We start from the raw sequence: 11149 nt of genomic DNA on the forward strand, positions 1-11149 counted from the left end.
GGATTGTGGTAAGAGGCGCGCTTTTATGCTCTAGTTTCTTTATATACCAAGCTCTTTGATAAATGTTTTTAAGCTGTTGGCGGTTTCTTCGTGTTGAAGACCATAAATAACATTCGCTTGTAGGTAACCGGCTTTGTTACCACAATCGTAAGTTTTTCCGCTCATATGGAATGCTTGTAGGTTACCTTCATTTAGGTAGTCGGCAATGGCATCTGTAAGTTGGATTTCTCCGCCGGCGCCAGGTTTTGTGTCCTTGAGTAGTTCCATTATGCGCGCTGGTAAAATGTAGCGGCCGTTAATTGTTAGGTTTGACGGGGCTTCATCTACAGGTGGTTTTTCAATCATGCGAGAAATATTTGCAGATTGCCCAGTAGAAATTTCAACACCAGAACAATCAACTACTCCGTATCGATCTACATGTTCCATTGGTACAGGTTCTACCATGATTTGGCCGCAGCCAGTGCTTTGATAATTATCTACCATTGCTGATAGGTCTGTTTGTGGTAAACCGTGGCAATTAATTAGCATATCTGGAAGTAAAACTGCAAAGTCTTCACTTCCGATAATTGGTGCAGCGCAAAGAACAGCGTGGCCTAATCCAAGCGCTTTGTCTTGGCGTACTGCGCTGATGGATACATCGGATGGAAGGATGTCCTTTACCGATTCTAGAATGGCTGTTTTGCCTTTTCGTTCTAATTCGGTTTCTAGTTCGTAATGACAATCAAAGTGGTCTTCTATAGATGCTTTGCCTGATCGTGTAACTAAAACAATGTCTTTAATTCCTGCGGCTACAGCTTCTTCTATGACGTGCTGTATCACAGGTTTGTCTACAACAGGCATCATCTCTTTTGGAATCGCTTTACTTGCAGGAAGTACCCGAGTGCCTAAGCCAGCTACAGGTATTACCGCTTTGGTTATATTTTTTGTCATAGAAAAAAAGATCCTTTTGTCTGAACGCCATTCTTAATCACATAATAACATGCTTGTGCGCTATGGTTGTTAAGAGAGTGAAGTGATTTTTGTCTTTAGATAAAGCTCTGGTTTGATTGACTTGATGGTGAAGTTTTTCTAATAAGATTTAGTGTTAGTATGCTCGGTCTAATTATGTTGTAGAGTTAAATATGGATCTGATTGAGCCTTTTCTTAAAGTGTTTCTTCTTATTTTTCTTGCTGAATTCGGTGATAAAAGTCAGTTGGTTTGCATGACTTTGTCGGCTAGATATAAGCCTGTTCCGGTTTTAATTGGCGCGGTGGCTGCGTTTTCAGTATTGAACCTATTGGCCGTTTTGTTTGGCGCAACCATTAGTGTTTATCTGCCTCAGGCTGCAATCTTTGCGCTGGTCGGAACGCTGTTTTTGGTCTTTGGTGTTCAGTCCTTACGTGTTGAAGATGATGAAGAGGAGGGGGAGCTTAATATTGGTAGGCATCTGCTTCTGTCTGTATTTGTATTGATATTTCTAGCTGAATTGGGTGATAAAACGCAGTTATCTATAGCGGGACTATCTGCTGTAGAGAATGCATGGATTGTTTGGCTTTCGGGAACATCTGCGTTGTTGGTGACGACGTTGCTGGGAGTTTGGTTGGGGCAATTCTTACTTCAACGACTGTCTGTTATTTGGATTCATCGGGCAGCCGGTGTTTTATTTATTGGTTTTGCTTTAGTTGCTTTTTGGCAGTTAGCACAATTGGTGATGTAGATATGATCCAGGGTTTTCTTATTTTGTTGGTATGTCAGTTGGTTGGGGAGCTCATCGTTACGGCTGCAATTGTTCCTATTCCTGGCTCAGTGGTTGGCATGGTTTTGTTGCTGGTAGGGTTGATTATTCGAGGTGAGGTGCCAGAAGGGCTGCGTGTAACAGCTGAGGGGTTGCTGAAAGTGCTGCCATTGCTTTTAGTGCCAGCAGGTGTGGGGTTGATGAACTATTTTGGAGTGCTTTCCGATTATTGGCTGGAGCTGATGGTATCGTTATTTGTAAGTACTTTGATAACCATGTTTGTTGTGGCTTTTTTGTTGAAGGTGCTCTCGAAAGAAAAGGCGAGTGCTAAGCAGGATTTAGGAGATGACGATGCTTGAATTGTGGTCTCATTTTCAAGTATTTCCAGTGCTATGGCTTGTCTTGACGCTAGTAGTTTTTTTATGTGCGTCCTGGATAAATGCAAAAGCAGGAAAAACTCCGTTTTTACATCCTGTATTGGTATCGCTCTCTCTGATTATTGTTGTTCTAAAGCTAACTGAAACGGACTATGCGACCTATATGCAGGGTGGGCAGTATATTCACTTACTATTAGGTCCTGCTGTGGTGGCGTTGGCGGTGCCCTTATATGACAACCTAGCGACTGTTAAGCGGTTGCTGGTGCCTCTACTGGTAGGTTGTGTTGTAGGAGTTGTTGTAGCCGCGAGTTCAGCAATTCTCATCGGTGTAGCTTTTGGGTTGAGTGATGAGTTGCTATTAACCTTGGCACCTAAATCGGTTACTTCTCCAATCGCAATTGCGGTAGCTGAAAAAATGGGCGGTTTTCCTTCTTTGGCTGCCGGACTTGTTCTCATTACAGGTGCTATGGGCTGCTTGATCGCGCCGTTTGTTTATCGTCTGCTAGGTATTAAAGATGAGTCTGTAAAAGGCTTTGTTTTAGGTGTTGGTGCTCATGCGATGGGTACTGCATTTGCTTTTGAGTACGGGATGGTTGCAGGTGCATTCGGTGGCTTGGCTATGGGTATGACTGGGGCTTTTACTGCGTTTATGCTACCGGTTTTGGTGCCTTTGTTGGGGTTGTAGTTGCAAGAGTATCTTATCGCGGCAAGATGCCGCTCCTACAAAGAAAGTTTTATTGTAGGAGGTGCATCCTGCACCGAAATTTATTTAGTCTAGAAACCTATCCTACGATACAGCCTAAAAATGAGCATCTCTGGGAGTCGTATCTGCGCTGAAAAAACCTTTCTAGCTGTATTGTACTTTATCCACTGAATTGAAATGTTTCCTAGTAACACCCCTCCTTATGTTGCATTTGCTAAATGATGCTTTCGCCGGTAAAGTTCGCGCAGGTTAAAAAGTAGATCAAATTGGCAAATCTCATGACTCCATTAGAAAGATACAAGCAAGACCTCAAGCGCGATGATTTCTCTTATGATCCAGCCCAAGAGATGGCTGTTGAGCATCTTCAGCGTTTATATGACGATCTTGTAGCGGTTAAGGCAGAAGAGCCTAAAGTCGGTTTAATGGGGCGCTTGAAGAGTAAGCTGAAAAAGCCGGAGCCGAAAGAGCCGGTAAAAGGCTTGTACTTCTGGGGTGGTGTAGGTCGTGGTAAGACTTACCTGATGGATACTTTTTACGACAGTCTTCCGTTCGAACAGAAGATGCGTACCCACTTCCACCGTTTTATGCAGCGTGTACATGCCGAGCTAAAAGAGCTTGACGGTACTCCTAATCCGCTGGTGGAGATTGGTAAGAAATACGCGCAAGAAGCACGAATTATCTGTTTTGATGAGTTCTTTGTTACGGATATAACTGACGCCATGATTTTGGGCGGCTTGTTGCAAGAACTATTCAAGAACGGTGTGGCTCTAGTGGCGACATCCAATATTGTACCTGATGGGCTATATAAAGATGGTTTGCAGCGTGCTCGCTTCTTGCCAGCGATCGATATGCTGAATCGTTATACTGAAGTTGTGAATGTTGATGGTGGCGTAGACTATCGTTTACGTGCTTTAGAGCAGGCAGAGCTTTACCACTATCCGTTAGATGCTGAAGCAGATAAGAGTTTAAACCGCAGTTTTGAAAGTCTTGCGCCAGATCTAGAAGAGGTGGTTGAAGCCGAGGTTCTGGATATTAATGGTCGTGATATGCAAACTCGCCGCTGTTGTGAAGACGTGGTGTGGTTTGACTTTAAAGAGCTTTGCGAAGGTCCTCGCTCTCAGAATGACTACATTGAACTGGGCAAAATATTCCATGCTGTGATGGTGGGTAATGTGCCGCAGCTGGGTCGCTCCAATGATGATGCCGCTCGTCGCTTCATCAACATGGTCGATGAATTCTATGATAGTGGCGTTAAGTTGATTATCAGTGCTGAAAAGCCAATTCATGAGATTTATTCAGAAGGGCGTTTGGAATTCGAAATTGAGCGAACTCAAAGTCGTTTACTTGAGATGCAGTCTCATGAATATCTAGCGCGTGAGCATAGAGCATAGGCTTTGTGTAATTATCAAAAAAAGCACCTTAGGGTGCTTTTTTTCGCGGCAAGATGCCGCTCCCACAGGTTGTTTGTATTGTTGACGGGCAGGGCATGACAACGCTCAACAATGTTGAATTTTGAACTTGTAGGAGACGCTTCTAGTGTCGAATGTTTGAGGTTTTATTTAGATTTTAACTTGCGGGCAATGGTGTTGATATATATAATGCGCGCTCCCAAGTTTAGGCTTGCTTAAATTTTGGGCAGAAGAGAGTTGTTCTAATCAATTTGGAGCAACAAATAATTATAAGTCAGATCGGGCGATTTTATTAATAAAATCAACGAGATCTGAGTAAAGTTGAAAGGCTATACAGATGAAAACATTCGTCGCTAAGCCAGCCGAAGTAAAACGCGACTGGTACGTTGTTGACGCAGAAGGTAAAACTCTGGGTCGTCTGGCTACTGAAATTGCACGTCGTCTACGTGGTAAGCATAAGCCAGAATACACTCCACACGTTGATACTGGTGACTACATCGTAGTTGTTAACGCTGAAAAAGTAGGCGTTACTGGTAACAAGCGTAAAGATAAAACTTACTACCACCACACTGGTTTCCCAGGTGGCTTGAAAGAAGCTTCTTTCGAGAAGATGGTAGAAACTTTCCCTGAGCGCACTATCGAGCTTGCTGTTAAAGGCATGCTACCAAAAGGTCCACTAGGTCGCGCTATGTATGCGAAGCTGAAAGTTTACGCTGGTGCAGAACATCCGCATCAGGCTCAGCAGCCTAAAGAACTTAACGTTTAAGGGGAAGGATAATCATGTCTACTACACAGTATTACGGTACAGGTCGTCGTAAAACTTCTACAGCACGTGTTTTCCTGCGTCCAGGTACAGGTGCTATCACTATCAACAACCGCACTATCGAAGAATACTTCGGTCGTGAAACTGCACGCATGATCGTTCGTCAGCCTCTAGAGCTTACTAACAATCTTGAAGCGTTCGACGTTGTTGTTACTGTTAAAGGCGGCGGCGGCTTCGGTCAAGCTGGCGCTATCCGTCACGGTATCACTCGTGCACTAATGGAATTTGATGAAACGCTTCGTCCAGCTCTACGTGAAGCAGGTTACGTTACTCGTGACGCTCGTATGGTTGAACGTAAGAAAGTTGGTCTACGTAAAGCACGTAAGAAGCCACAGTTCTCCAAGCGTTAATTCAACGTCTTTTTCGAAAGATTTTGGATTCAGAAAAAGCGCCTGCCCCTTTGTCGGGGCGGGCGTTTTTTTTGCACTGCGTTATATCAATACATTGGCCTAAAGTACGGCGAAAAATAAGTAATTCACCTTGTAAGAAAGGGGTAATTTCTTTACTATTTGGGCCATTTTTAAGATACAGATTTCCGTAGCTATAAAATTCTTAGCGGCCAGAGTATTTTTGCACCTGCAGAGATATAAAATAAGGTCGATTGAGGGGAGATAACTTAATGAGCAATGATGGCGTGAATAAGGGTCGGCGCCGTCTCCTAATCGGTGCTACATCCGCAGTTGGTGCGGTTGGTGCTGTAGGAGCAGCTGTCCCATTCGTAGCTTCCTGGACGCCGAGTGCGAAGGCAAGAACTGCCGGCGCACCAGTCAAGGTGGATGTAAGTAAACTGGAACCGGGTCAGCAGGTGATTGCTAGCTGGCGTGGTAAGCCTGTGTGGATCGTTCGTCGTGGCGAAGAAGCATTGGCTAATCTGGCTAAGCTAGATAGCAACTTGCAGGATCCAAAATCGGATAACCCTGCACAGCAGCCTGATTACATTCCAAAAACTCCTGCGCGTTCTCTACGTGAAGATATCGCTGTATTGGTAGGTATTTGTACTCACCTAGGTTGTTCTCCAACTTATCTTCCTGAAGTAGGTGTTACATCTGGTCAGGGTGAAGATTGGGTTGGTGGTTATTACTGCCCATGTCACGGTTCACGTTTTGACCTTTCTGGTCGTGTAATGAACGGTTCCCCGGCTCCAAGTAACCTTGTGATCCCGCCTCATCACTATGAGAGCGAAAATGTGATCATCGTAGGTATTGATCAGGAGACTGCATAATGGCTGGTTCTCGTAACAAAGGTAACCCGGGTATCATGGGTTGGATTGATGATCGTTTCCCAGCTACAGCTATGTGGGAAGATCACCTATCTAAATACTACGCTCCAAAGAACTTTAACTTCTGGTACTTCTTTGGTTCATTGGCGCTTCTAGTGCTTGTTAACCAGATCCTAACGGGTATCTGGCTAACTATGTCTTACAACCCTTCTGCGGAAGGTGCGTTTGATTCTATCGAATACATCATGCGTGATGTTGAATACGGCTGGTTGCTGCGCTATATGCACTCTACCGGTGCGTCTGCATTCTTCGTAGTTGTTTACCTGCACATGCTTCGTGGCATGATGTACGGTTCTTACCGTAAGCCTCGTGAACTTGTATGGCTATTTGGTATGACAATCTACCTAGCGCTTATGGCTGAAGCCTTCATGGGCTACCTATTGCCATGGGGTCAGATGTCTTACTGGGGTGCACAGGTAATCGTATCTCTATTCGCTGCTGTACCATATGTTGGTCCAGAACTAGCTGAATGGATCCGTGGTGACTACCTGATCTCTGGTATTACTCTAAACCGTTTCTTCTCTCTGCACGTAATTGCTCTACCAATCGTTCTTTTGGCATTGGTTGTTCTGCACATTATCGCGCTACACGAAGTGGGTTCTAACAACCCAGACGGTATCGAAATTAAAGATAACAAAGATGAGAACGGTGTACCTGTTGACGGTATCCCATTCCACCCTTACTACTCTGTTAAAGACATTGTAGGTGTGGTTGTGTTCCTATTTGTTTTCTGTGCAGTAGTCTTCTTCTTCCCAGAAGGTGGTGGCTACTTCATTGAAGCGCCAAACTTTGAGCCAGCTAACCCGCTGAAAACACCTGAGCATATCGCGCCTGTATGGTACTTCACGCCATTCTACGCAATGCTACGTGCTATCCCACCAATCCTAGGTTCTCAGTTCCCAGGTGTTGTTGTGATGGGTGCAGCGATTGCTATCTTGTTTGTGCTTCCTTGGTTGGACCGTAGCCCAGTTAAATCTATCCGTTACAAAGGTTGGATGAGTAAACTGTGGTTGGTTATCTTCTGTGTAAGCTTCGTAATCCTGGGTTACTTGGGTGTGGTTGCATCTACTCCAGGTCGTACGCTAGCGGCTCAGATCTGTACTGCGCTTTACTTCGCATACTTCTTCCTGATGCCGTTCTACACCAAGATGGAAAAAACTAAACCGGTTCCAGAAAGGGTTACAGGCTAATGAAAAAGTTTCTTATTGCATTAGTAATGGCGGCGCTGCCGATGGCTGCAAGCGCTGCTGGTGGTGCTAAAGGCCACCTTGATGAGATGGATGTAGATCTACATAACCAAGCATCTTTGCAGCGTGGTATGCAAACGTTTGTAAACTACTGCTTGGGCTGTCACTCTGCTGAATATCAGCGTTATGAGCGTGCTGCACTAGATCTAGGCATGAATCCAGAGCTTGTTGCTGAGCACTTGATCTTTGGTGATCACAAAGTGGGTGAGCAGATGACTATCTCTATGGATAAAGGCGATGCTGGTAAGTGGTTTGGTAACCCTCCACCAGATCTTACGCTAGAAGCGCGTCTTCGTGGTCCAGATTGGTTGTACACTTACCTACGTAGTTTCTATGCTGATGAGTCTCGTCCATGGGGCGTGAACAACGCAGTGTTCAAAGACGTTGGTATGCCGAACGTACTTGGCCCACTTCAGGGTGAAGTTGTTGCAAGCTGTTCTTGGGAAGAAATGAACGCTCATGGTTTGCGTGGTGAGGGTATTGATCCTCTAACTAACAAGCCGCTAACTAGCTGTACTTCTGTTAAGAAGGGCACTGGTGAGCTATCTCCAGAAGAGTTTGATGCGCTAGTATATGATCTAGTTAACTTCATGGTTTACATGGGTGAGCCATCTAAGTTGGATTCTCAGCGTATCGGTACTTACGTGTTGATCTTCTTGTTCCTATTCTTCTTCCTTGCGTATGCGCTGAAGAAAGAATTCTGGAGAGATGTACACTAATAGCTTTACGATATAATCGTGAGCTTTAAAACGCGGCCTCTTTTTTAAGGGGCCGCGTATCTGTTTCTAATAAGGGGTATTCTTAATGGGTGTTGTGGCAAAACGTTCTTCCATGTCCTTCTACTCTAATGGCGAGGACCAGTATAGCCATCGAGTTCGTATCGTCCTGGCAGAAAAGGGTGTTGCTGTAGAGATTCATGATTGTGATGAAGGTAATCTTCCTGAAGATCTAACTTCAATGAATCCGTACAATAGCCTGCCAACTTTGTTGGATCGCGATTTGGTTCTTTATGAGCCAAATGTGATGATGGAATATCTTGATGAGCGCTTCCCGCATCCTCCGCTATTGCCTGTTTATCCTGTAGCTCGTGCGGAAAGCCGACTATACATGTATCGCATCCAGCGTGACTGGTGTGATCTTGCGGATAAAATCATTGAAGCTGCGATGGCTGATGATGAAGATACAGCAGAAGAGGTTCGTAAAGAGCTACGTGATAGCTTGATTACGATTTCACCTATCTTTGCTGATAAGCCTTTCTTCATGAGTGAAGAGTTTACTTTGGTTGATTGCTGCCTAGCTCCACTATTGTGGCGTTTGCCGTTGTTGGGTATCGATCTTCCAGAAGATCAGTGCAAGCCTTTGGTTAAGTATATGGAGCGCTTATTTGAGCGTGAATCTTTCCAAATGAGCTTGTCAGAAGCAGAGCGTGAAATGCGCGATTAATTGTTTCGTAGTAAAGTTAAAAAAGGGATGATGTTTCATCCCTTTTTTTATGTCGTAATTTTGTTAAATGTTTGGATAAAGAAATGAAGCCGAGTCGCCCTTATCTTGTTAAAGCACTGTATGACTGGTTATTGGATTGTGATTTAACACCTCATCTTTTGGTAGATGCTACGCAGGATGATGTTACTGTTCCTACGCAGTTTATTGATGATGGCCAGATTGTTTTAAATATTAATCCATCAGCGGTTCGGGATTTTTATCTCGATGATCGAGCGCTGTCTTTTAATGCGCGTTTTTCAGGCCAGCCAATGGATATATATGTACCGATGGCGGCTATCTTAGCCATCTATGCACGTGAAAATGGGCAGGGTATGGGCTTTGGTGGTGAGCCAGGTGTTGACTGCTATACGCAGGAGTTGGCAATACTGGATAACGTAGAAGATATGGATGCGGATGAGCCTAAGGACGCTGAAAAGCCAGCAAAGTCAAAAAGGCCGTCATTAAAAGTTGTAAAGTAGTTGAGGGAAGTGGAAGGGTTGAACCTATAGAATTAAAGGTGCGTACTAAGGGTTAGTACGCACCGTGGCTCTTATCGATTAACGTATTCAAACACTTTTACAATTTTCTCTACGCCAGCGATATTTCTTACGATATTGATAGCATTCTCAGCTTCTTGAGGGCTTACAAGGCCCATAAGGTAAACCGTGCTGCTATCAGTTACTACCTTGATGCGAGATCCATCAACTGCTTCGTTTGTTAATAGCTCTGCTTTAACTTTTGTGGTTAGCCACGTGTCGTTAGTGCGAGCGATAGTGGATGAAACGCCAGAGATTTTTACTTCGTTATGAATCTTGCGTACTTTACGTACTTGGCTGACGATCTGTTCAGCTTCCTGTCTTGCGCTTTCTGCAGGTGCTTGGCCAGTTAACAGAACAACGCCGTTATAGCTTGTTACACTGATATTGGTCGCCTGCATCTGTTCTGAGCCCTTGGCAAGGTTAACCATGGATAGTGTTTCAATCACTTCATCGTCTATGTATGAACCAACGGTTCGATTGCCTGGGTCTTCCTGAATAGGACCTTCTCTTCCGGCACTTAGGATATCGGAACAGCCTGTAACTAATAGCGATAAGCTAATCCCTGCAATTAAACTAAATGTCTTTTTGTTGATCATGTTTATTCGCTTCCAAAAAGTTGGTAGTCAATTAAATCGCATAAAGAGTGCAAAACTAGTAACTGCGCATGGTGAACTAGCGAACTATCGTCGCTAGGTACGCATATCTCGATCTCTTCTGGGCTGAGAAGCGCTGTGATATCGCCACCATCAGAACCGTTCAGGACGATAACAGTCATTTCACGATCATGGGCGGCCTGTATTGCTTGTACAAGGCTGCTGGAGCGACCGTGAGGTGTTATCAGTAATAAAATGTCCCCAGGTTGGCCTAAGGCATGGATCTGTTTGGCTTGCGCGTCCATAAAGCCGCTATCTTCACAGATTGCGCTTAACGTAGCACCGTCTGAGTTAATATTGATTGCGGGTAGACCTGGACGCTCATGCCTAAATCTATTCATCAATAGTGCGGTGAAGTGTTGCCCTAAAGATGAGGAGGCTCCATTGGCACAGCAGAGAATCTTGTTCTCACTGACAAGGCAATGGAGTAAAAGTTCGCCAGCATGGGCAATTAGTGGGGTGTACTGCTCAATGGTGATTGCGTTGACTTCCATTGAGTTGTGAAACTGGCTGACAATGCGGTCTTCGAGTTCCATGCTGTCCTTAATCGTTTACCTTAAGTTCTGAAGGCATCTTTATACCACAGCGGCTCCGTTGGTGCTGCATCATATTCATAAGCAATGACATCAAATCGGCAATTATTGTTAGAAAATTGCGTTTTATGGCTCAAATAATGTTGTGCTGCTTTAATGATCTTTCGTTGTTTGGTGGTAGTAACTGAAGCTGCTGCACCGCCATACTTTTTTGAATTGCGGTAACGGACTTCGATAAAGACAAGTGTGCGACGATCTAACATGATTAGATCGATCTCGCCGAAGCGGCAATGATAATTGCGTTCGACTAGGGTGAGTTTGTTTTTTGAGAGGAATCTTTCGGCGTGTTTTTCGGCGTCCTTGCCGGTCTTGTTTCTGTCCATGAATAT

General features: G+C 44.5%; 15 protein-coding genes. 11 read left to right on the forward strand and 4 right to left on the reverse strand.

Going from position 1 to position 11149, the window contains the following annotated elements; translation table 11 throughout:
• Positions 1-39 precede the first annotated feature (39 nt).
• Complete coding sequence (gene galU, locus ACMXYW_RS03410; protein ID WP_415905226.1) at positions 40-930, reverse strand: UTP--glucose-1-phosphate uridylyltransferase GalU; 891 nt, start codon at positions 928-930, stop codon at positions 40-42.
• 191 nt (positions 931-1121) lie between these two features.
• Between galU and ACMXYW_RS03415 the strand changes: the two genes are divergently transcribed.
• From ACMXYW_RS03415 to ACMXYW_RS03465, 11 genes are all read left to right on the forward strand, one after another.
• Entirely contained in the window at positions 1122-1697 is a 576-nt protein-coding gene (locus ACMXYW_RS03415) for a TMEM165/GDT1 family protein (RefSeq protein WP_415905227.1), read from the forward strand.
• Between the two features lie 2 nt (positions 1698-1699).
• Positions 1700-2074 (forward strand): CidA/LrgA family protein, encoded by a 375-nt coding sequence (locus ACMXYW_RS03420; RefSeq protein ID WP_415905228.1) that lies wholly within the window; start codon positions 1700-1702, stop codon positions 2072-2074.
• A complete protein-coding gene (locus ACMXYW_RS03425) occupies positions 2067-2777 on the forward strand; it encodes an LrgB family protein (RefSeq protein ID WP_415905229.1) in 711 nt (236 codons plus the stop codon). Before ACMXYW_RS03420 ends, ACMXYW_RS03425 begins: the two co-directional genes overlap by 8 nt.
• Positions 2778-3073: 296 nt before the next feature.
• A complete protein-coding gene (gene zapE / locus ACMXYW_RS03430) occupies positions 3074-4186 on the forward strand; it encodes a cell division protein ZapE (RefSeq protein WP_415905230.1) in 1113 nt (370 codons plus the stop codon).
• A 355-nt stretch (positions 4187-4541) separates the two neighbouring features.
• A complete protein-coding gene (rplM, locus tag ACMXYW_RS03435; protein WP_415883619.1) occupies positions 4542-4970 on the forward strand; it encodes a 50S ribosomal protein L13 in 429 nt (142 codons plus the stop codon).
• Between the two features lie 14 nt (positions 4971-4984).
• Positions 4985-5377: a 30S ribosomal protein S9 gene (gene rpsI / locus ACMXYW_RS03440; RefSeq protein WP_286239726.1), complete on the forward strand. Its 393-nt coding sequence runs from the start codon at positions 4985-4987 to the stop codon at positions 5375-5377.
• Positions 5378-5646: 269 nt separating this feature from the next.
• Entirely contained in the window at positions 5647-6249 is a 603-nt protein-coding gene (gene petA, locus ACMXYW_RS03445; RefSeq protein ID WP_415883620.1) for a ubiquinol-cytochrome c reductase iron-sulfur subunit, read from the forward strand.
• Positions 6249-7496 carry a cytochrome b gene (locus ACMXYW_RS03450; protein ID WP_415905231.1) on the forward strand — a complete coding sequence of 416 codons (1248 nt, stop codon included), beginning with the start codon at positions 6249-6251 and terminating at the stop codon, positions 7494-7496. Before petA ends, ACMXYW_RS03450 begins: the two co-directional genes overlap by 1 nt.
• Positions 7496-8272 (forward strand): cytochrome c1, encoded by a 777-nt coding sequence (locus ACMXYW_RS03455; protein WP_415883622.1) that lies wholly within the window; start codon positions 7496-7498, stop codon positions 8270-8272. Before ACMXYW_RS03450 ends, ACMXYW_RS03455 begins: the two co-directional genes overlap by 1 nt.
• Before the next feature lie 85 nt (positions 8273-8357).
• A complete protein-coding gene (locus ACMXYW_RS03460) occupies positions 8358-8996 on the forward strand; it encodes a glutathione S-transferase N-terminal domain-containing protein (protein ID WP_415890413.1) in 639 nt (212 codons plus the stop codon).
• Between the two features lie 83 nt (positions 8997-9079).
• On the forward strand, positions 9080-9514 hold the full coding sequence (locus ACMXYW_RS03465) for a ClpXP protease specificity-enhancing factor (RefSeq protein ID WP_415905232.1): 435 nt from the start codon (positions 9080-9082) through the stop codon (positions 9512-9514).
• Between the two features lie 71 nt (positions 9515-9585).
• Here ACMXYW_RS03465 and ACMXYW_RS03470 read toward each other — a convergent pair whose 3' ends face one another.
• From ACMXYW_RS03470 to ACMXYW_RS03480, 3 genes are read right to left on the reverse strand one after another with little or no spacing between them, the layout of a single operon-like run.
• Entirely contained in the window at positions 9586-10170 is a 585-nt protein-coding gene (locus ACMXYW_RS03470; protein WP_415902914.1) for a BON domain-containing protein, read from the reverse strand.
• A 2-nt stretch (positions 10171-10172) separates the two neighbouring features.
• Positions 10173-10763, reverse strand: coding sequence for an SIS domain-containing protein (locus ACMXYW_RS03475; RefSeq protein ID WP_415883626.1), 591 nt, complete (start codon positions 10761-10763; stop codon positions 10173-10175).
• A gap of 20 nt (positions 10764-10783) precedes the next feature.
• Entirely contained in the window at positions 10784-11143 is a 360-nt protein-coding gene (locus ACMXYW_RS03480) for a YraN family protein (protein ID WP_415893567.1), read from the reverse strand.
• Positions 11144-11149 lie beyond the last annotated feature (6 nt).

The sequence above is a fragment of the Neptuniibacter sp. QD48_55 genome (assembly GCF_047778115.1).
GTDB lineage: Bacteria > Pseudomonadota > Gammaproteobacteria > Pseudomonadales > Balneatricaceae > Neptuniibacter.

Excerpts from the sequence above, each read along its gene's own strand:
- ACMXYW_RS03460 (WP_415890413.1), top strand. The coding sequence starts at position 8,358 with ATGGGTGTTGTGGCAAAACGTTCTTCCATGTCCTTCTACTCTAATGGC.
- ACMXYW_RS03450 (WP_415905231.1), top strand. The coding sequence starts at position 6,249 with ATGGCTGGTTCTCGTAACAAAGGTAACCCGGGTATCATGGGTTGGATT.
- rplM (WP_415883619.1), top strand. The coding sequence starts at position 4,542 with ATGAAAACATTCGTCGCTAAGCCAGCCGAAGTAAAACGCGACTGGTAC.
- rpsI (WP_286239726.1), top strand. The coding sequence starts at position 4,985 with ATGTCTACTACACAGTATTACGGTACAGGTCGTCGTAAAACTTCTACA.
- ACMXYW_RS03470 (WP_415902914.1), bottom strand. The coding sequence starts at position 10,170 with ATGATCAACAAAAAGACATTTAGTTTAATTGCAGGGATTAGCTTATCG.
- ACMXYW_RS03455 (WP_415883622.1), top strand. The coding sequence starts at position 7,496 with ATGAAAAAGTTTCTTATTGCATTAGTAATGGCGGCGCTGCCGATGGCT.
- ACMXYW_RS03420 (WP_415905228.1), top strand. The coding sequence starts at position 1,700 with ATGATCCAGGGTTTTCTTATTTTGTTGGTATGTCAGTTGGTTGGGGAG.
- petA (WP_415883620.1), top strand. The coding sequence starts at position 5,647 with ATGAGCAATGATGGCGTGAATAAGGGTCGGCGCCGTCTCCTAATCGGT.
- zapE (WP_415905230.1), top strand. The coding sequence starts at position 3,074 with ATGACTCCATTAGAAAGATACAAGCAAGACCTCAAGCGCGATGATTTC.
- ACMXYW_RS03480 (WP_415893567.1), bottom strand. The coding sequence starts at position 11,143 with ATGGACAGAAACAAGACCGGCAAGGACGCCGAAAAACACGCCGAAAGA.
- ACMXYW_RS03425 (WP_415905229.1), top strand. The coding sequence starts at position 2,067 with ATGCTTGAATTGTGGTCTCATTTTCAAGTATTTCCAGTGCTATGGCTT.
- ACMXYW_RS03415 (WP_415905227.1), top strand. The coding sequence starts at position 1,122 with ATGGATCTGATTGAGCCTTTTCTTAAAGTGTTTCTTCTTATTTTTCTT.
- ACMXYW_RS03465 (WP_415905232.1), top strand. The coding sequence starts at position 9,080 with ATGAAGCCGAGTCGCCCTTATCTTGTTAAAGCACTGTATGACTGGTTA.
- galU (WP_415905226.1), bottom strand. The coding sequence starts at position 930 with ATGACAAAAAATATAACCAAAGCGGTAATACCTGTAGCTGGCTTAGGC.
- ACMXYW_RS03475 (WP_415883626.1), bottom strand. The coding sequence starts at position 10,763 with ATGGAACTCGAAGACCGCATTGTCAGCCAGTTTCACAACTCAATGGAA.